Raw genomic sequence first — 19,426 nt, 5'->3', positions numbered from 1 at the left:
CGACAATGCATCTGAAAAAACAGCGCGAATGGCCGCAGTATGTGGTGATCGTCGGTTGCGGCCGCCTCGGCTCTCTGCTGGCCGGGCTGCTCAGCGAAGTCGGCAGCAGCGTGGTGATCATCGATGTCAACGAGTCGGCGTTTGAACTGCTGTCGGCGGAATTCAGCGGTTTCCGGATTGTCGGCGACGCCGTCGAGATCGAGGTGCTGCGGGCCGCCAAAACCGACAAGGCCGACTGCCTGCTGGCAACAACGGAAGAGGACAACGTCAATCTGATGGTGGCGCAGGTAGCCCGCAAGCTGTTCAACGTCCCCAAAGTATTGGCCAGGGTATTCGATCCCCGCCGGGAGAAGGTCTATCGGGAATTCGATATCGAAACCGTCAGCCCGACCAACTTGATGGCGCAGGCATTTGTGACCAGTATTGAAAAGAAACAGGGGGACAAGTCATGCGTGTAATCGTGGCGGGAGCCGGAAAACTCCTCTATTATCTTGCCCGCCAGTTCGCCAGCAAAGGCTACCAGATCACGCTGGTCGTCTCTGACGCGGCCGAGGCACAGGCGCTGTGCCGCCGGGTCAAGGCACTGGTCCTGCATGGCGACGGCAGCGACCCGCACGTCCTTGAGGAGGCCGGGGCGCGCACCGCCGATGTGGTTTTGGCGCTGGCCTCCAAGGACCAGGACAATCTCGCCATTTGCCAGATTGCCCACAAAATGTTCCACGTGCCGCGCACGGTAGCGCTGGTCAATGATCCTCAGAATGAGGATGTTTTTCACAAACTTGGCGTCAGTGTCGCCTTCAGCGCAACCCAGATCATTGCACGCATCCTTGAGGAGCGGGCCGGATTCGAGGATATCGCCAGCCTCATGCCTCTCGCCGGCGGGCGCGTGACCATCTCCGAAATCGCCCTGCGGGAAGATGCTCCCGCCGCGGACAGAACCTTGCGTGACCTGGCGTTGCCACAAGGTGCGCTGGTCGGCGGCATTCTTCGCGACGGCCACGTCATCGTACCACGTGGGGACACATCGCTTCGTGGCGGCGACCGGCTTATCATCATAAGCGGGCCCGACTGTTATGATCGGGTGCTCAGACTTATAACCGGAGAAGAAACCTGATGAGCCGCCAGCGATATGCGACATTTATGCGGCACCGCTGGCGTATCATGCTCGGTTATACGGGGCTGATCGGCGCCCTGGTAGGGCTGATCATGCTGGGAGCCTGCCTCGGGCTGCTTTTTTTCCCCGGAGAACTGAGTCTTGCGTGGGGTGTTGCCCTTCCCGGGGCGGGCCTGAGTGTAGTGGGCGGAATGGCCTGGCGCGGTCTCTTGCCGCGGGGGGGAGGAACCCTTTCGCTGCAGGAGGGCGCGGTGGTCGTCGTTCTTGCCTGGCTGTTGGCGGTTCTGGTCGGAGCCATCCCTTTTTTCCTGATCGGCGGGCTCGATTTTACCCGGGCGGTTTTCGAAGCTACCAGCGCCTGGACTACAACGGGGCTATCCGTGGTGGATGTAGAAAAAGCCTCCCGGTTAGTGCTGTTGCTGCGCAGTTTCATGCAACTCGCCGGCGGCGCCGGCCTGGCCATCATCATGCTCAGCGCCCTGGGCGGTCCCAGCGGCAGCGGTCTGAGTGCGGCAGAAGGGCGGGCCGATCAGCTGGTGCCTAACGTGCGCCGCTCGGCCAAGCTTGTCATCACCATGTACAGCGGTTATGTCCTTGCGGGATGCATGGCCCTGTATTTTGCCGGCATGGGGTGGTTCGACGCCATAAATCATGCCTTCGCGGCCCTGTCGACCGGCGGCTTCTCCACCAGGACGGCGTCGATAGGCCACTGGAACAGCGCCGCGGTGGAAGCGGTAACCATTCTGCTGATGCTCCTCGGCACCATGAATTTTGTCACCGCCTATGCTCTGATGCACGGCAAGTTGTCTGCCTTCCTGAAAAATGGCGAAATCCGGCTCCAGATGGTCCTGATCCCGACATCGATATGGATCGTTTTTGCCGGCGTTACGGTAAAACTTTATGCAACCGCCGGCCAGCAGGTACGCGTCGCTATCTTTGAAACCGTTTCGGCTCTCTCGACGACCGGGTTTTCCACCGTCGGTTACGGGGACTGGAACGGGTTGGGATGGTTGGTTCTTATCGGACTGATGATTGTGGGGGCGGAACCGGATCCACGGCCGGCGGGCTCAAGCAATACCGCGTATACGCGCTCTACCGCGCCCTGACCACGGAACTGCGTCGGATGTTTCTGCCTCGCCACGCCCTGATGGAAACCGATGTGTGGGTAGGGGAACAAAGACGCTTTTTGCAGGACAGCGACATCCGGCAGATCGCGGCTTTCAGCTTCCTGTATATCGTCACCCTGGCGCTGGGGTCGGCAGTCATTGCGTCTTTTGGCTATTCTCTGAAAGACAGTGTATTCGAATTCGCCAGTGCTCTGGGGACCGTGGGGCTTTCCGTGGGGGTCACTTCAGCCTCGGCACCCGCCGGGTTGCTCTGGACAGAAATTGGCGGCATGCTTTTGGGCCGGCTGGAATTCTTCGTGATCTTCCTTGGAACAGCTAAAATTCTGGCTGGGCTTCTTGAAACCTGCAAAAGACCAACGGCCGTTCAATAAATACTGTCAGATAACGACAAGCCCTGCACATCCCCCCGGACAGCACCCGGAAGCGCAAGAGTTCCGTCCCGGCATGGATTCGTTTCACCGATCCTCGGAGGATAACGCTTCGTAAAGATTGACCGTATGGTTTTTGATCCGACGCAGAGCAATTGCCATGTCGCTGAAGATAAGGGCTGACAAGGCGCCGCAGGAACCGTCCTTCATCCGGTCGAGGTGCGCATCCCGAATGGCATTGGCAAACGCATTGAGCCCTGAGGCCTCCTTCCACATGTCGTTCGCGCTGCCACTGTCCTCGTTCTCAAGCATTTTTCCGGTCCGGGCAAAAAAATCAAGCACCCTGGAGTGGAAACTTTCCAGATCCTTCCAGGCATCCTCGCTGAAATCGAGCTCGTTCTTTTCGAGCCGTTTCACATAGGAACTGATCGAGGCCGCATAATCCGCAATCGATTCAAGCTCATCGGCGGCGCGGATATAAGCATAAGCCCGGTCCGATTGCTCCAGCCCGGAATTGCCGGCCTGCATCAGGGAAACGGTGAAAGTCGTGATCTCTTTCTGCATGATATCCGTCTCGTCCTCGATCGCTTTTATCTTCTGGGTGAAGCGCTCCCGCCCCTTGCTCTCCGGCTTCAGCAGGTTACCGGCATGGCACAAAGCCGTCTGGACCAGCCCGTACATGCGCTTGAGCTCTTCATGGACCATGGAGACACCCATCGCCAGCGGCATGCTGCCGGGCGGGCCGAAATATTTGAACGGCCCTTTTCCCGCAGCACCGGCCTCCGGCACGATTTTGACCACCGCTCTTTCCAGATACTGGAGGAAAGGCAACATGACAAGGGTCGCCACCACATTGAAAAAGGAGTGCCCAAAGGCAATATGGGCGGCAACGTAGGGTCGGCTGCCGACATTGTTGACATAATCGGAGGCGCCGGGAACCAGGGTTTCGATCAGGCTGATAAAAGGGGAAAATATGGCGATGATGATGAGAACCCCCGCAACGTTGAACATGCTGTGGGCCATGGCGGCCCGCCGGGCGGTAAAGGTGCTACCGAGTGCGGCGAGCTGGGCGGTGATGGTGGTGCCGATATTCTCTCCCAGAACCAGCGCCACGGCGGTCTGCATCGGGATGGCGCCGGTGGTGGCAAGGGCCATGGTGATGCCGAGCATCGCGGAACTGCTCTGGATAATCATGGTCATCATGCAACCGATGGCGACGCACCCCAGCAGACTCGGCAGGGACCGGGCATCGAGCAGAAGCATCAGATTCCTGAATCCTTCCGCGTCGCGCAGCGGTTTGAACGCCCCGCTCATGATCTCCAGGCCGAAGAAGATCATCCCCAGGGCGACAACGACCTTGGCAATGCCGGAAATACGCTCGTTTTTCACGAACAGCATCGGGAATATGCCCAGACCGACCAGTAGCAGGCCATACTTGCCGATATTGACCGCGAGAATCCAGCCAGTGATGGTGGTGCCGATATTGGCGCCCAGAATGACCCCGATCGCCTGACTTAACTGCATCAGGCCGGCGTTGGCCAGGCCGACAACCATGACCGTGGTGATCGACGAAGATTGAACGAAAGCGGTGACGCTGAGGCCGACCAGCACCGCCAGGACACGATTGGCGGTGACGGAAGAGATCGCCTTGCGGATCAGCCCGCCTGAAAGCATCTGCAGACTTTCCGACAGGAACTTCATCCCCAGGATGAAAATTCCGAGGCCGCCCAGAACGGTATATCCCATCTTGAAAGGTTCAATCATTTTCTGGCTCTCGAACGTTGGGGGTTATAAAAAACAAAGGGCTGCCATCACCTCTGTCCGGTTGCCCAAAAACCTCATTCCCGGGCAATATACATCAAAACCCGCCTGGAAATCGTCCTTTTTCGAAGGGTTTCCCGGCTTGGCAATGCACCTTTGGCCCACTCGCACCGAAGAGCCCGCCGGATCTTGATCCGGCGGGCTCTTCGGTTTCGGACACCACCAGCTAGTTTTCATCCGGAGTTTCCGGATGGATACCAGCTAACAACGCCGGCAGGCTTACTCTACTGTGACGCTTTTGGCCAGGTTGCGCGGTTGGTCGACGTCGGTCCCTTTCAGCACGGCAATGTGATAAGCCAGCAACTGCATGGGGATGGAGGTCAGAACCGGCGCTATCTCATCGGTGGTTTCCGGCACGGTGATCAGGGCATCCACATCGCCGAGGGGGCCGACATGCCCTTCGGTGGCCACGGCGATGACGCGACCGGAACGGGCCCGGACCTCTTCCATGTTGGAGATGGCCTTTTCAAAGGTGTCGTTGATAGGACAGAGAAAAACCACCGGCACGTTTTCGTCGATCAGAGCTATAGGACCATGTTTCATCTCCCCGGCGGGATAACCTTCGGCGTGGATATAGGAGATCTCCTTGAGCTTGAGGGCCCCTTCCAGGGCGATGGGGTATTGGAGGCCGCGCCCCAGATAAAGAAAATCACGGGCATGCATGAATTCCCTGGCAATTGTCTGGATCTGCTCGTCGGATTCGAGGGCCTGCTCCATCTTCCGGGGCAGGCTCAGCAAAGGCTCGATGAGCTCCCGGCAACGCACGGCATCGATCATGCCTCGCACCCGGCCGAGATGCAGAGCCAGCAGGTAGAGAGCCACCAACTGGGTGGTAAAAGCCTTGGTGGAGGCGACCCCGATCTCGGGACCGGCGTGGGTATAAATGACACCGTCGCTTTCGCGGGCGATGGATGACTCGACCACGTTGCAGATCGCCACCGTGATGCCGCCCTTGGCTTTGGCCTCGCGCAGGGCCGCCAGGGTATCGGCTGTCTCGCCGCTCTGGCTGATAAGCACGGTCAGGGTGTGTTCATCGACCAGCGGATCGCGATAACGAAACTCGCTGGCGATGTCGACCTCGACGGAAAGACGCGCCATTTTTTCGATGAGAAATTTCCCGCCAAGGGCCGCATGCCAGGAGGTACCGCAAGCGACGATGTTGAGCTTTTCAACCCCCCGCAACTGCTCATCCGTAAGGTTGAGGCCTTCAAGAAAAATCTCGCCCCGTTCGGGGAACAGGCGGCCCGCCAGGGTATCGGAGACGGCGCGGGGCTGTTCGTAGATCTCCTTGAGCATGAAATGCTTGAAACCGCCCTTCTCGGCCATCAGCGGATTCCAGGTGATGGTCCGGGAGGTCTTCTGGACACTCGTACCCTGCAGATCGGTAAACCGCATGGTACCATTGGCGAAAATCGCCATTTCCCCTTCATCGAGAAAGATCATTTCCCGGGTGTGGGACAGCATCGCGGGGATATCGGAAGCGACGAAAAACTCACCCTGCCCCTGCCCGACCACCAGCGGCGAACCGAGGCGGGCAGCGATCATTTTTTCCGGTTCGCATTCGCACAGGATAGCCACGGCATAAGCACCGCGTACCTCGCCGAGGGCACGGCGCACGGCGATTTCAAAATCCCCGCACTCGCGCAGATGTTGGTCAACAAGATGGGCGATGATCTCGGTGTCGGTCTCGGAGCTGAATGCGTGCCCCTGGCCGATCAGCCGCTCCTTGAGTTCGAGATAGTTTTCGATGATGCCGTTGTGAACCACCGCTACGTTGCCGGCATAGTGCGGATGGGCGTTGGTTTCCGACGGGCGGCCATGGGTTGCCCACCGGGTATGGCCGATGCCGCGCCCCCCGACAAGAGGCTGCTGCTTCAGAATATTTTCCAGTTCGCAGAGTTTGCCCTTGGCACGACGGATGGCGATGCGGCCTTCGTTGATGATGGCGATGCCGGCTGAATCGTAACCGCGATATTCGAGGCGGCGCAGACCGTCGATGATGATGGGCATGGCCTCACGGGGACCTACGTATCCAACGATTCCACACATGGCAATCTTCCTTTATTTTTCCTGAATATACGCCCTGTCGGGAAAAAGCCGCAAAAAGGCGCATCAATCCTTCTTCTTGCATTTCGGGTCATGGCGCAAGCGCCATCCCTCGACCACCCGCTGCTGACTTCGGGACAGGGCCAGAGCATCGGCCGGCACATCCTTGGTAATGGTCGACCCGGCGCCGATCAGGCTGTTGCGACCAATCCGCACCGGAGCCACAAATTGGGTATCACTGCCGACAAACACGTCATCCTCGATAATGGTTTTGTGTTTGTTGACGCCGTCGTAGTTGCAGGTAATGGTGCCACAACCGATGTTGACGTTGGCGCCAAGTTCGGCATCGCCGATATAGGTCAGATGGCTGGCTTTGGAGCCTGACCCGATATGGGCCTTTTTGGTTTCGACAAAGTTGCCGATCTTGTTGTGGCCGGCCAATACGGTGCCCGGGCGCAGGTGGGCCATGGGACCGATCACCGTCTCGGTGCCGATCTCGGAACCTTCCAGCACGGAACCGGGCTTGACGTGGACGTTATCGGCCAGCCGGCAATCCCGGATGGTGACCTGTGCTTCGATAACGCAGCCGCTGCCGATACGTGTCACACCGCCGAGAAACACCCCCGGGTAAACCACGGTATCGGGAGCGATCTCGACCCGCGGCTCGACATAGGTCTGGTCGGGATCGATAAAAGTGACCCCGGCGCGCATGAGTTTTTCGTTGATGCGCCGCCGCATGACGGACGAAGCTTTTGCCAACTGCACGCGGTCGTTGATCCCCATGGCTTCGTCGGCATCCTCCAGAAGAACGGCTCCGACCCGCCGCCCGGCGGCGCGGGCCGCGGCCAGCACGTCGGTCAGGTAATATTCACGCTGGGCATTATCGCACCCAACCCCGGTCAGGGCCTCGAATACAAACGGAGCCTCAAAGACATAAATACCGGTATTTATTTCCCGTATCCTTCGCTGTTCGTCGGAGGCATCTTTTTCCTCGATGATGCCCAGGACCTCATCGCCTTCCCGCAACACCCGGCCGTAGCCGAAGGGATCATTCAGTTCGGCGGTCAGCACCGTAACCGCCGCGCGCCGTTTTTCATGTTCGGCGACCAGACCTTCGAGGGTTTCGTGCCGCAACAGCGGAACGTCCCCGCAAAGCAGCAGCAAAGTGCCTCGAAAATCCCGCAAGGCCTCGCGGGCACACAGCAGAGCATGGCCGGTTCCGAGCTGCTCGACCTGCAGGGCAAAGCCCACTTCGTGATCGGCCACAGCGGATCGAACGGCCTCCGCGCCATGACCGACCACCAATACCGTCGGCCGGCAGCCGAGGGCCTCGGCTCTCTCTACCGGAAAGGTCACCATCGGAAGCCCCGCAACCGGGTGTACCACTTTGGGCTGCTCCGATTTCATGCGGGTTCCTTTGCCGGCGGCCAGGATGACCGCAGCCAGTCTGTTATGCTGCATTGTGAACCTCCAGGACAAAAATCGCGTCATTATCCGGCAAACATGCCCATGAGTCAAGGACAGCGCGGCGAAACGGCGACAAACCGCGCCATTCTTTCCGGCCGAAGGAATTTCTTTGCTTTTCTGAGAGTTTACAAGTAGAATTAGCGAACTGCAATGGAGGTATGTGAGACATTTATGGATGAACGCAGGGTATTCAAAAAAAAACTTGACGATATCGCCTTGGAGCTGCGCGAACTCGAACTGCTTTACGAACGCTACTTTTCCGGCGAGGAAAAACGCGAGCCGCTCAAACAACGAACCGAAATAGAAAGAAAACTCCGCGCTCTGGCGACCCGCAGGATCATCAAAACCGACCACCGGTTTCTTTTCGATTCCCTGTCAAGCCGCTACCACACCTACGCAACCCAATGGAACCGCATCCAGCGACTCATCGACGAGGGTAAATATCACCGTCACACCGAACGGCGCCCCGCCAAAACTGCCGCTGATCCCGCCAAAGCCCTTCCATCCGACGATCTTTACGAAAATCTGTTGCGGGCCCATCAGAGCTGCGCCCTGAAAACTCCGCCCCCCGGCCGAAGCCAGTTTGACGCATACCTGGAAAAGCAGAAAGCGCAGATACTGGAAAAATACGGCAAGCAGAACGTGGAATTTCGCATCGTAATCGAAAACGGCAAACCGAAGCTGCGCGCCAAGGCCAAATAGGACCCGGCGCGCCCGCCCCTCAGACCGCATCACGCAGGCGCCGCATGTACCGGGCCCGCTCCGCGATCAGCGCCTTGATTTCAACAACTTCCGGAACCCGACCGGAAATCCGCACCACATCATCCAGCATCAACGCCGGCGTGACGTATACCCGGTTGTCGATCATCTTGCGGGGGTCCTTGTAAAGATGCACTTCGGCATCGAGTCGCATCTGTTCCAGAGCCTGGCGTACATTGGTCAGCGTCGCGTGGCAGCGATCACCGCAATCCGGCCTGCAAATGATGTCGATACGCATATCTGCCTCCTTTCTTCGGAAACAAGGCCTTTGGTGTCAAATGCATATCTGACCTTTTCGGTTATATTATACCTGATCATCCGTGATTCCAACCTTTTTCGTATGGCCTCTTCATTTTTCACTTAAAAGAAAAAAACTCTCTTTCCCGTGCCGAAAAAACATTTTTTACTCCTAAAATTATAACATCTTGTTATAGTTTAACCTTACCGAACCCATTGGCCAGCGTTCATGCGGTCAAAAACCGGTGGGTCAGCCATTCCCCCGAATCCAGGTTTGCCATGCTGGGTATTCTTTTTCTCCTCGTCTTGCTGTGCAACAGCCTGCCCCTCACCTGCGGGGTCCCGGAGCGCCTGCTGCTGGCGGGGATCCCAGTGCTCGTGATCGTGCGACTTTACGGTGGCGGATGGGGAACTTGCGCGGCGCTGATGGCGCCGCTGTTCGCCCTGGCCTCCGGCCGCGCGGCCATCCCCGAATTTGTGTGGGTCGCGGAAGCGACGGCGGTCGGATTCATTCTGAAGCGCGGCATCAACAGCCTTACAGCGGCGGCCATCCTGTTCTGGGGGTTGCTTGCCTGGCCGGTTTTGTATCTGGTCTACGGGGTACTGATGCAGTATCCCTCCGGAGATCTCGTCCAGATTATCGGATGGACCACGATCAACGGTCTTGGCAACGCCATCTTGGCCGCGGCCCTGCTGCATCTTCTGCAGCACCGGGGTCTTCGGTGTCCCGTCGCACTGTCCTTCCTGGAGACCGAGATCAATGCCATAGCGGCAGCATTTATGCTGCCCGCGCTGGTGATTCTCGTGTTGAATGTGCAAGGCCCCTCAGACTGCTGGCATCCCGGGACCGAAAACCAGTTGGCAAATCATTGCCGCACGATACAACACCGTCTGGATGTCCTGCATGCCGACCTGTCCGGCAAACTATCCGCGCTGATGCAGCCTGAATCCGTGCAAAACAATCTGGAGATGAAAATCGCGCTGCTGCTGAAGCAGGAAAAGCGCCTGCTCCAGATCAGCGTCTGGGACGACCGGGGCCGGATGCTCGTACGCCACTCGGCCCCTGGAGACACGCCGATACCCGCGGCATTCAGACCTGCGTTTTCTCCCCGCGAGGTCAGACAGATTGTACAGCGGGAAAAGCCGACCCTTGTCACCCTCCCCGCAAATGGACCCCGGGCGGCACTGCCCGGCATCGTCTGCCCTGTCGAGAGGAAAAACGGCATGCCCGGCTTCATCCTGGGCATCATTGACGCATCCAGTTACACAGGAATCCTCGAGGCCACAAAGAAAAGGGGGGTCGAGGCCCTGATACTGGACGGCGCGGACAGGGTTCTGGTCGGCGGTGGCGAAACCTGGAAATCCGCCGAAACCGTCGGCGCGGCGTTATTTGACCGCAGCTCCCCTCCGGGAAAACTGCTGCTGTGGGATCCCGCTGCCGACAATCTTTCCCGCCTGAGCCTGCAACCTGCCAGGCCGGCATCCATTTCGGAGGACCGACGCCCACCGCGACTGCTGCTCAGCGTATCCGTTGGCAGATTGCATGCCCACAACCAAAAACGCCTGCTGACCAGCATGGGACTTTTGCTGCTGCCCGGTCTCGTCGCCCTTGGAGTGGCGTTTCGGGTGCAGAGCAGGATCCTTCACCCTCTGAAAAAACTGGCGAGCGCCACCAGCGATCTGCCCGAAAAGATACGCGACCACATCATGCCCCAATGGCCCGCCGCATCCATTTCCGAAATCCTGGAACTGACCCGCCATTGCCAGAATACGGCTCAGGCGTTTGCCGAATGCCATACCGAACTCGAAAAACAGCGCCGGCGAAATTCCGAAACCATGGACAAACTGCTGGCCCAGCATCGCTGGGAAAGTTTCACCTCCAGCCGCCAGCTTGAAAAAACCACCCAGCAACTGGCTCGGGAGAAGCACCAACGGCACCGCATTCAGGAACTCATCGACAGCATCGATATGGCTGAAAGCCGCTACCAGTTGCTTATCGAAAACAGCCTGGTCGGCATCTTCGTCTTTCAGAATCATCGTTATACCTATGTCAATCCGCGATTTGCCGAGATTTTTGGTTACGATCCCGAAGAAATCACCGAACCGAAACAACAACCGCAATTTGTGCATCCCGACGACCAGCTGCTGGTCACCGCCAACTACCTTAAAATTCTTGGCGGCAGCCAGGCGGCGCACATGCGCTATGAATTTGTCGGCTTGCGCAAAACCGGCGAGACCCTGCATGTAGAGGCCCTCATTGGCCGCGGGACCAGCGACGGGAAACCGGCCCTGATCGGAAGCTTGCTCGACATAACCGAGCGCAAGGAGGCCGAGAAAACCATCGAGCATCTGGCTTTTCACGATCCGTTGACCGGGCTTCCCAACCGCCTGCTGTTCATGGACCGCGTCAATCAGGCCATTGCCCGCGCCCATCGTCACCATGAATCCTTTGCATTGATGTTCCTGGATCTGGACAGGTTCAAAACCCTCAACGACTCACTGGGGCATACCGCCGGAGACGAAGCGCTCAGGGAAGTCGCCAAGCGGCTCGATGGCTGCCTTCGGGAAACCGACACGGTAAGCCGCTTTGGCGGCGACGAGTTCAATATCCTGCTTTCCCAGTCATGTCACGATGAAGAAATCGAACTGGTCGCCCACAAGATCCTCAAAGCCCTGGCATGGCCTTACGATATCAACGGTCACGAGGTCTTCATGACCTGCAGCATCGGCATCGCCATCTATCCCAAGGACGGACATGAGGCAAACAACCTGATCAAAAACGCCGACACAGCCCTTTACCGCGCCAAGGATCTGGGACGGAACAATTTTCAGTTCTACAGTTCATCCATGAATGCCCGCGCCCTGGAAAGAATCGCCATGGAGAGCAGCCTGCGGCGCATGTTCGAACGCCAGGAACTGCGCGTGCATTACCAGCCACAGGTCGATCTGAAAGATGGCCACATCACCGGCCTGGAGGGACTGATCCGCTGGGAGCATCCGGTGGGCAACATGATCGCGCCTTCCGTCTTCGTCCCCCTGGCCGAAGAGACCGGCCTTATTGTGCCGATGGGCGAATGGATTCTGCAGGCCGGCTGTTATCAGCTCCGAACCTGGCTCGACGCCGGTTATCCGCCCATGCGGCTGGGGATAAACGTTTCGGCGCACCAGCTACAGAAAAGCGATTTTGCCCAGCTGGTGATCCAGATCCTCAAGGAATGCAACCTCCCACCGGAATATCTCAATCTGGAAATCACCGAAACCGTCATCATGCACAACATGAGCAGAGCCTTTGACACCCTGCGCGAGCTGCGCTCGGTAGGCATCACCATCTCCATCGATGATTTCGGTACGGGCTTCTCGTCACTGAGTTACCTGAAGGACCTGCCCGCCGACCACCTGAAAATCGACCGGGCCTTCGTACAGAACCTGCCTTTCAGCAGCGATGAATCCAACATCGCCCGGCACATCATCCAGATGGCGCACGGGCTCAACCTCAAGGTCATCGCCGAAGGGGTCGAGAATTACGATCAGCTCAACTTCCTGCGTGAAGCCGGCTGCGACGAGATCCAGGGATTTCTTGTCAGCCGACCGCTGCCGGCGGAAAACATCACCGAGATTCTATCCGGATGCCAACCTCTGACCATCAACAACCAGCAGCCGGGGCCCAACGAAATCTGAAAGCGACAAGACAAGACCGGCGCATACCGATACGCAGGAAACCTGCGGAAGAAACGCAAAAAGGCCGGAAAAATCCGGCCTTTTTGCAAAGTGTCAAGCATTCTCTGAGAAATGCTATTCGATCTCGATCTTGCGTTTTTTCTGTTTGGCTTCCTCGGTTTTGGGAATGCGGATTTCAAGAACGCCATCCTTGAAGGACGCCTTGGCCTGATCGGCAAGGGTTTCCGCAGGTAGGCGTATGGATCGGGAAAAACTGCCGTAAGACCGTTCGATGCGATGATAGTCCTTGCGCTCGACCTTTTCCTCGGCTTTTTTTTCACCGGAAATGGTCAGCAGGTTCTCGGAGACGTTCACCTCCACATCCTCCTTGGCAATCCCCGGCAATTCCGCCTTGACCACCACGGCATCCGTCTCCTCGTAAATATCGATGGATGGCGTCACCGGCTGCATGCTCGGCAGGCGCATCCGGGGCATCCACACGGGCGGGAAAGACGGCCGATTGAAAAAATCCCCGAACCAGCGTTCCATCTCCTCGAACGGAGAAACCAGTTCCGCTTTCTCCGGGACCAACACGTCCTTGTCTTCATGCTTTTTGTCTTTTTTCCCCATGGCTTCCTCCAACACGCGATAAAGAGGTTGTCAAGAAAACCGCATCATTTTTTTGGGATTGTCGGTTGCGGCAACCCCCATAAGCAAGGTTACCAGCATCGAGGAAAGCTGCAACCGCAAGCCTTTCCGAACGCATGCCGGAGGATCGAAGCGGCGCCCGGGCATGTCGGATTGCGGCATAGCCACATCCGCCTCCGCGCAACGCCCTGATTTTCCTGCTACAGCCAAACAATCCTCGAGTTCGGCAGAAAACTGTGCGGAGGCCCATCCGGAAATTCCGGATGGGCCCCTTTTGAAACATTATTTGCACAGTGTTCCGCCGGAGGGACTATCCAGGGACTTGTTACTCGGCGACTTTCTCATCTGCAAACGGCATGGGAGGCCGCCGGCGCATGCCACGCTCAGGCCCCATGGGGCAGTTTCCATCCATGCGCCGCAGTTTTACGGCAAAGTCGAACAGCTCCTTCTGTTCGGCGTTTAACAGGTTGTAAATCCGCTGGTGCGTACGCGCCATGCCAACCATGAGATCCGCCTGGAGCGTCGCCTTCTGACTGGCCAGCTTGCGCAATTGTTTTTCATCGAAAGTTTTCGGATCCATGACCTTGCGCATTTCGCGTCTCACATCGCGCAATTTGTCATGCAGTTTCTGATCTTGCCGGCGCTGCTCATCGAGAATCCCGGCGACCTGCTTCTGTTGTGCCTCGTCCAGATCCAGCCTCTGAAGCATCCGCATCCAGCCATAAGCATGCGCCCCGCCATCCCTGCCTGCCTTTCCGGCCCTGCACATGCTGGCAAACCCACCACCACGGCCGCCTTCCGGAGCCCTCTGCCAGGCCATGCCGACAGCCGGCACCATCATCAGACACAGCATGCCAGGGACAATCCATTTCCATACTTTTCGTTGCATTGTTCGCCTCCTCGTTTTGGGTTGAACCCTTGGCGCCCGAATCCATCCAGCGCCTGCTCATGCTGAAAAGATACCCGGGCAATGGGGATAAAATATGAAGGAATTGAGGAAAAACAGGCGACTGCGCAGGTACCACTGGTTCAGATTCGCAAAGATATGCTATTTAGTTTTCATCCGGGGCTTCCGGATGGATACTATTTATCGAAAAAACGGCACCGAAAGAGCAGGAATCTTCAATGAAAATGAGCATCAAACATCGCCTTTATCTCGCTTTTCTCGCCGCCACCGGGCTGGTGGTAGTAAGCATGTTCCTGATCACCAAATTCAGCTTCGAACGCAGCCTGCTGCGCTATGTCAACACTATGGAGCAGGAACGCCTCGTCCGCCTGGAAACCCTTCTCAAGGAGGCGTACCTGCAGCACCGGTCCTGGGATTTTCTGCACGGCAACCGGCGCCTCTGGAAACATCTGCTGATGATCAGCCGCCACGAAAACATTCCGTTCGCAACCCGTCACGAGTTTCCGAAACGCGGACCGGAGCCGGCTCCTCCCGGGTTCCGGCCTCGGAAGCGAGCTGCCCCCCCCATGCACCAGACCTTCGATTGGCGCGTCAGTCTGCTGGATGGAGAAAAACGTCCGATTCATGCTTCTCCAACCCCTGTCGACAAAATTCTTTTCCGCCCCATAAGCGTCGAGAATCGCATCATTGGCTATCTGGGATTGACGCCGCCGGTGTTCATCATCGATGATCATCAGCGGCGCTTTGCTCAGGAGCAGCGACGCTCCATGATCTTTCTTTCCCTGTTCGTGGCAGCGGCAGTTGCGCTGCTGTCGCTGCCTTTGTCGCGACGCATGGTAAAGCGCCTCACCAACCTGGCCGAGGCCACGCACGGACTGACGGCGGGCCGCTACGATATTCGGGTCGACGAAGCCGGCGGTGACGAACTCGGGCAATTGGCCCGGGATTTCAATTCCCTGGCCAGAGCGCTGGAAAACAATGAAGCATCGCGCCGGCGCTGGGTCGCGGATATCTCCCACGAATTACGCACACCGCTGGCGATTCTGCGGGGCGAAATAGAGGCAGTGCAGGATGGCGTGCGCCCGCTTTCCGAACAGACCCTGGAAACCCTGCATGGCGAAGTCATGCGCCTTGAGCGCCTGGTCGGCGACCTTTACGAACTGTCCCTCAGCGACATCGGTGCCCTGCAGTACCGCAAATCGGCCATGGATCTTGCCGAAGTGCTGCGACACACGACTGAAGCGCATCGGGCAGAATTCGACGACAAGGGTATCGGCCTGCATATGCGGGGCATCGCCACCAGCCTGCCGTTTCAGGGTGATGCGGAACGTCTGAGCCAGCTTTTTTCCAACCTGCTCAAAAATACCCTTCGCTACACCGACCCCGGAGGCAAACTGGAAATATCCGCCGAAATGACAAAAACCACGATACAACTGAACTTCATGGACTCGGCGCCGGGAGTTCCCGAAGCTTCCCTGCCCAGACTTTTTGACCGTCTCTACCGGGTGGAAAACTCCCGCAGCCGCCAACACGGCGGCGCAGGTCTTGGCCTGGCGCTGTGCCGGAACATCGTCGAAGCGCACAACGGAACCATCGAGGCCCGCCCCTCGCCACTGGGCGGCCTGTGGATTGCCATCATTCTGCCACTGAACGGATAAAGCCATGAACAACCAGATACTGATTGTCGAAGATGAAGCCCGTCTCGCCTCGCTGATGGCCGATTACCTGCGTCAGGCAAATTTCGATCCCCACATTCTCACGGACGGCCTCGACGCCGTCCCCTGGGTGCGGGAAAACCATCCGGCACTGGTCCTCCTGGACCTGATGCTACCCGGCCGCGACGGCATGGAAATCTGCAAAGAGGTTCGGACCTTTTCCGATGTACCCATCATCATGGTCACCGCCCGCATCGAGGAAATCGATCGGCTTCTCGGACTGGAACTGGGGGCCGACGACTATGTCTGCAAGCCCTTCAGCCCCCGCGAAGTCGTGGCCCGCGTCAAGGCGGTGCTTCGCCGCAGCGGCGGCCACTCGACCCTGCATGCCACCGGACTGGTACTTGAGGAAGCCAGCCTGCACGCCAGCCTGAACGGGCACAAACTCGATCTCACCGCTGTCGAATTCAAGCTTCTGCAACACCTCGCCGCCCACCCCGGCCGCGTCTTTTCCCGCGAACAGCTCATGGATCGCATCTACAGTGACCAGCGCATCGTCTCAGATCGCACCATCGACAGCCACATCAAGAAGCTGCGCAAGAAAATCGAAACGGCAAATCCGGAGTGTGAGGTGATCCGGTCGGTCTACGGGGTCGGGTACAAGTTTGAGATAGAGGAATGAAGGGCGGGATTCAAGGGACAAGGTGCAAGGTTCGTGGAATGCAAAAACCTCTCTTCTTTTCGCCCTCGCAGTCCTGTCTTTTCGCGATGTCAAAAAAGCCCCGCCGGATCCGCGGGGCTTTTTTGTTTCACATTCAGGCTTCGGGATTTTGTGGCGTCACCACCAGTTCTCCAGCCTGCTCGTCAACGTTAATCGTAGCTCCTTCATGAATATCGCCGCCGATCAACGCCCGGCCGATGCGGGTTTCGAGGTGGTGCTGCAGATAACGCTTCAGCGGCCTTGCGCCATAAACCGGATCGTAGGCGTCGCGGGCGATCAAATCGCAGGCCGCATCGGTGATTTCGAATCCAATGCGCCGGTCGGCCAGGCGTTTACGCAGATCGGCCGCCAGCAGATGGATGATTCTTTTGATCTCCTCCCGGGAGAGGGGCTTGAACAGCACGATATCGTCCACGCGGTTGAGAAATTCCGGACGGAAGTGGTGCCGCAGTTCGGCCATGACCGCCTTGCCGGCTGCCTCGCGGATTTCTCCCTCCGGGCTGACCCCCTCCAGCAGGTGTTGCGAACCGATGTTGGAGGTGAGAATGATCACCGTATTCTTGAAATCGACGGTGCGCCCCTGGGCATCTGTTACCCGGCCATCATCGAGGATCTGCAGCAGCACGTTGAACACATCGTGATGTGCCTTTTCGATTTCGTCAAAGAGGATGACCGAGTAGGGTTTGCGCCGCACCGCCTCGGTAAGCTGCCCGCCTTCCTCGTAACCGACATACCCCGGAGGAGCGCCGATGAGGCGGCTTACGGTATGCTTCTCCATGTATTCGGACATGTCGATGCGCACCATGTTGTCCTCGCTGTCGAACAGCGCCTCGGCCAGAGTCCTGGCCAGCTCGGTCTTGCCGACCCCGGTCGGCCCCAGGAAGATAAACGAACCGATCGGCCGGCGCGGATCCTTGATCCCGGCGCGGGCGCGGATCACCGCATCGGCCACCAGCTGCACCGCTTCGTCCTGACCGACCACCCTTTGGTGCAGCACTTCATCGAGTTTCAGCAGTTTTTCCCGTTCTCCCTCAACCAGCCGGGTCACCGGAATGCCGGTCCAGCGGGAGATGATTTCGGCGATTTCCTCCTCCGTCACCTCTTCGCGCAGCAGCCGGGCGCCGCCGGCTTCTTCCGCCGAGCCCTGCTCCTGCTCATGAAGGCGCCGCTCCAGCTCCGGCAGTTGGCCGTGCTTGAGTTCCGCCGCCCGGTTGAGGTCGTAATTGCGCTCGGCGACCTCGATCTGCTGGCGAACCTGCTCGATCTGTTCCCGCAGTGCCTGCACATCCTTGATGGCACCCTTTTCCTTGTCCCACTGGGCCGTCAATATATCGGCCTGATGTTTGAGATCGGCCAGTTCCTTGCGCAGAGTTTCCAGACGCGCCTTGCTGGCGGGATCCTTTTCCTTTTTCAGGGCCGCTTCCTCGATCTCCAACTGCATAACGCGGCGCGTCACCTCATCGAGTTCCGCCGGCAGCGAGTCGATTTCGGTACGGATAGTGGCGCAGGCCTCATCGACCAGATCGATGGCCTTGTCGGGCAAAAAACGATCGGAGATATAGCGGTTGCTCAGGGTCGCGGCGGCTACCAGGGCGTTATCCTGAATACGGACGCCGTGAAATACCTCGAAGCGTTCCTTGAGTCCGCGCAGGATACTGATGGTGTCCTCTACCGTCGGCTGATCGACCAGCACCGGCTGGAAGCGTCGCTCGAGAGCGGCATCCTTTTCGATATATTTGCGGTATTCGTCCAGAGTGGTAGCCCCGATGCAGTGCAACTCGCCCCGGGCCAGCATCGGCTTGAGCATATTGCCGGCATCCATGGAACCTTCGGCCTTGCCGGCCCCGACAATGGTGTGCAACTCATCGATGAATAACAGGATACGCCCTTCGCTGGAACGGATTTCGTTGAGCACCGCCTTCAGGCGTTCTTCGAATTCGCCACGATATTTGGCGCCGGCGACCAACGCCCCCATGTCGAGGGCGAAGACGGTCTTGTTTTTCAATCCTTCGGGCACATCACCGCGAACGATGCGGTGGGCCAATCCTTCGACGATGGCCGTCTTACCGACCCCCGGTTCGCCGATCAGTACCGGATTGTTCTTGGTCTTGCGCGACAGGATACGGATCACCCGGCGGATCTCCGCATCACGTCCGATCACCGGATCGAGCTTACCCTTCTGGACTTCCTGCACCAGGTCCCGCCCATATTTTTCCAGCGCTTCGTAGGTGCTTTCCGGATCAGTGCTGGTCACCCGCTGATGGCCGCGGATGGCGGTCAAGGCCTCCAGCAGTTTGTCGCGGGAAATGTTGAACTGCCTGAACAGCTTGCCCGATGCCGTGGCATCGCCTTCATCGACGAGGGCCAACAGCAGATGCTCGACACTGACAAATTCATCGCGCAGGTGCCTGGCCTCCTCTTCCGCCTTGAGCAGAAGCCGGTTGAGGCGCTGGGTAACATAGATCTTGCCGCCTTCCACCCCCGGACCCGAAACGCTGGGGCGACGGTCCAGTTCCTGTCTCAGAGCAGCAGTCAGGCCGGGGACCTGCACATTCATTTTCTGCAGCAGCCGCGGCACCAGGCCGCCTTGCTGCTCCAGCAGGGCTGCCAGGAGGTGTTCCCCGTCGACTTCCACGTGGCCGCGCTTCAGGGCAATATCCTGGGCGGACTGCAGAGCCTCCTGGGTTTTTTGAGTCATTTTGTTGATATCCATAAAAACAAGCATCTCCTTCCTGAAAGCCTGGCTGCGAGCTACGCTTTAGCCGCTGGATAATTTTCCGAGTGAAACCGAACCTTAACACCGCGGGGTTGCGCCCCCGCGCGGCACCCTCCTCTTTTGATGCGCGTCAAAAGAGGAGGTAGAAAAACGCACTACGCTCCGGCGGCATCACGCGGGGAA

14 protein-coding genes and 1 pseudogene are annotated in these 19,426 nt (G+C 58.3%); 7 read left to right on the top strand and 8 right to left on the bottom strand.

Going from position 1 to position 19,426, the window contains the following annotated elements:
- Positions 1-5: 5 nt before the first annotated feature.
- From A6070_RS01905 to A6070_RS01895, 3 genes and pseudogenes are all read left to right on the top strand, one after another.
- On the top strand, positions 6-458 hold the full coding sequence (locus A6070_RS01905; RefSeq protein ID WP_072286805.1) for a potassium channel family protein: 453 nt from the start codon (positions 6-8) through the stop codon (positions 456-458).
- Positions 449-1,114, top strand: a complete 666-nt coding sequence (locus tag A6070_RS01900) for a potassium channel family protein (protein WP_072286804.1) — start codon at positions 449-451, stop codon at positions 1,112-1,114. The genes A6070_RS01905 and A6070_RS01900 overlap by 10 nt, the downstream gene beginning before the upstream one ends.
- A pseudogene (locus A6070_RS01895) lies at positions 1,114-2,612 on the top strand (TrkH family potassium uptake protein). The gene A6070_RS01900 and the pseudogene A6070_RS01895 overlap by 1 nt, the downstream one beginning before the upstream one ends.
- Positions 2,613-2,696: 84 nt before the next feature.
- On the opposite strand, the gene A6070_RS01890 reads toward A6070_RS01895, so the two are convergent.
- The 3 genes from A6070_RS01890 to glmU form a co-directional block, all read right to left on the bottom strand.
- Positions 2,697-4,373 carry a Na/Pi cotransporter family protein gene (locus A6070_RS01890; protein WP_072286803.1) on the bottom strand — a complete coding sequence of 559 codons (1,677 nt, stop codon included), beginning with the start codon at positions 4,371-4,373 and terminating at the stop codon, positions 2,697-2,699.
- Between the two features lie 276 nt (positions 4,374-4,649).
- Positions 4,650-6,479, bottom strand: coding sequence for a glutamine--fructose-6-phosphate transaminase (isomerizing) (glmS, locus tag A6070_RS01885; protein ID WP_072286802.1), 1,830 nt, complete (start codon positions 6,477-6,479; stop codon positions 4,650-4,652).
- Between the two features lie 63 nt (positions 6,480-6,542).
- Positions 6,543-7,937, bottom strand: a complete 1,395-nt coding sequence (glmU, locus tag A6070_RS01880) for a bifunctional UDP-N-acetylglucosamine diphosphorylase/glucosamine-1-phosphate N-acetyltransferase GlmU (protein ID WP_072286801.1) — start codon at positions 7,935-7,937, stop codon at positions 6,543-6,545.
- Positions 7,938-8,114: 177 nt separating this feature from the next.
- On the opposite strand from glmU, the gene A6070_RS01875 reads away from it, so the two are divergent.
- The gene (locus tag A6070_RS01875) at positions 8,115-8,645 is read left to right on the top strand and encodes an MXAN_5187 C-terminal domain-containing protein (protein WP_072286800.1); all 531 of its coding nucleotides are present in this window, start codon (positions 8,115-8,117) and stop codon (positions 8,643-8,645) included.
- Between the two features lie 19 nt (positions 8,646-8,664).
- On the opposite strand, the gene A6070_RS01870 is transcribed toward A6070_RS01875, so the two are convergent.
- Positions 8,665-8,940 (bottom strand): thioredoxin family protein, encoded by a 276-nt coding sequence (locus A6070_RS01870; RefSeq protein WP_072286799.1) that lies wholly within the window; start codon positions 8,938-8,940, stop codon positions 8,665-8,667.
- A gap of 278 nt (positions 8,941-9,218) precedes the next feature.
- Between A6070_RS01870 and A6070_RS01865 the strand changes: the two genes are divergently transcribed.
- Positions 9,219-12,617 carry a putative bifunctional diguanylate cyclase/phosphodiesterase gene (locus tag A6070_RS01865; protein WP_145926399.1) on the top strand — a complete coding sequence of 1,133 codons (3,399 nt, stop codon included), beginning with the start codon at positions 9,219-9,221 and terminating at the stop codon, positions 12,615-12,617.
- A 114-nt stretch (positions 12,618-12,731) separates the two neighbouring features.
- Here A6070_RS01865 and A6070_RS01860 read toward each other — a convergent pair whose 3' ends face one another.
- The 3 genes from A6070_RS01860 to A6070_RS01855 form a co-directional block, all read right to left on the bottom strand.
- Entirely contained in the window at positions 12,732-13,226 is a 495-nt protein-coding gene (locus A6070_RS01860) for an Hsp20/alpha crystallin family protein (protein ID WP_083558631.1), read from the bottom strand.
- A gap of 30 nt (positions 13,227-13,256) precedes the next feature.
- Positions 13,257-13,412, bottom strand: a complete 156-nt coding sequence (locus tag A6070_RS15500; protein ID WP_158514003.1) for a hypothetical protein — start codon at positions 13,410-13,412, stop codon at positions 13,257-13,259.
- Positions 13,413-13,569: 157 nt separating this feature from the next.
- Positions 13,570-14,133 (bottom strand): Spy/CpxP family protein refolding chaperone, encoded by a 564-nt coding sequence (locus A6070_RS01855; protein WP_083558629.1) that lies wholly within the window; start codon positions 14,131-14,133, stop codon positions 13,570-13,572.
- A 236-nt stretch (positions 14,134-14,369) separates the two neighbouring features.
- Here A6070_RS01855 and A6070_RS01850 point away from each other — a divergent pair, with 236 nt between their 5' ends.
- Together A6070_RS01850 and A6070_RS01845 are read left to right on the top strand one after the other, a co-directional pair.
- Positions 14,370-15,809: an ATP-binding protein gene (locus A6070_RS01850; protein WP_072286795.1), complete on the top strand. Its 1,440-nt coding sequence runs from the start codon at positions 14,370-14,372 to the stop codon at positions 15,807-15,809.
- A gap of 4 nt (positions 15,810-15,813) precedes the next feature.
- The gene (locus A6070_RS01845) at positions 15,814-16,488 is read left to right on the top strand and encodes a response regulator (RefSeq protein WP_072286794.1); all 675 of its coding nucleotides are present in this window, start codon (positions 15,814-15,816) and stop codon (positions 16,486-16,488) included.
- A 133-nt stretch (positions 16,489-16,621) separates the two neighbouring features.
- Here A6070_RS01845 and clpB read toward each other — a convergent pair whose 3' ends face one another.
- The gene (clpB, locus tag A6070_RS01840) at positions 16,622-19,240 is read right to left on the bottom strand and encodes an ATP-dependent chaperone ClpB (protein WP_072288092.1); all 2,619 of its coding nucleotides are present in this window, start codon (positions 19,238-19,240) and stop codon (positions 16,622-16,624) included.
- Between the last annotated feature and the right edge of the window lie 186 nt (positions 19,241-19,426).

Source organism: Syntrophotalea acetylenica (genome assembly GCF_001888165.1).
GTDB lineage: Bacteria > Desulfobacterota > Desulfuromonadia > Desulfuromonadales > Syntrophotaleaceae > Syntrophotalea > Syntrophotalea acetylenica.
This window is presented reverse-complemented; position numbering and strand designations above follow the sequence as displayed.

Bases quoted from the DNA above. Each gene is read 5' to 3' on its own strand.
- A6070_RS01905 (WP_072286805.1), top strand. From the start codon at position 6: ATGCATCTGAAAAAACAGCGCGAATGGCCGCAGTATGTGGTGATCGTC.
- A6070_RS01900 (WP_072286804.1), top strand. From the start codon at position 449: ATGCGTGTAATCGTGGCGGGAGCCGGAAAACTCCTCTATTATCTTGCC.
- A6070_RS01890 (WP_072286803.1), bottom strand. From the start codon at position 4,373: ATGATTGAACCTTTCAAGATGGGATATACCGTTCTGGGCGGCCTCGGA.
- glmS (WP_072286802.1), bottom strand. From the start codon at position 6,479: ATGTGTGGAATCGTTGGATACGTAGGTCCCCGTGAGGCCATGCCCATC.
- glmU (WP_072286801.1), bottom strand. From the start codon at position 7,937: ATGCAGCATAACAGACTGGCTGCGGTCATCCTGGCCGCCGGCAAAGGA.
- A6070_RS01875 (WP_072286800.1), top strand. From the start codon at position 8,115: ATGGATGAACGCAGGGTATTCAAAAAAAAACTTGACGATATCGCCTTG.
- A6070_RS01870 (WP_072286799.1), bottom strand. From the start codon at position 8,940: ATGCGTATCGACATCATTTGCAGGCCGGATTGCGGTGATCGCTGCCAC.
- A6070_RS01865 (WP_145926399.1), top strand. From the start codon at position 9,219: ATGCTGGGTATTCTTTTTCTCCTCGTCTTGCTGTGCAACAGCCTGCCC.
- A6070_RS01860 (WP_083558631.1), bottom strand. From the start codon at position 13,226: ATGGGGAAAAAAGACAAAAAGCATGAAGACAAGGACGTGTTGGTCCCG.
- A6070_RS01855 (WP_083558629.1), bottom strand. From the start codon at position 14,133: ATGCAACGAAAAGTATGGAAATGGATTGTCCCTGGCATGCTGTGTCTG.
- A6070_RS01850 (WP_072286795.1), top strand. From the start codon at position 14,370: ATGAAAATGAGCATCAAACATCGCCTTTATCTCGCTTTTCTCGCCGCC.
- A6070_RS01845 (WP_072286794.1), top strand. From the start codon at position 15,814: ATGAACAACCAGATACTGATTGTCGAAGATGAAGCCCGTCTCGCCTCG.
- clpB (WP_072288092.1), bottom strand. From the start codon at position 19,240: ATGGATATCAACAAAATGACTCAAAAAACCCAGGAGGCTCTGCAGTCC.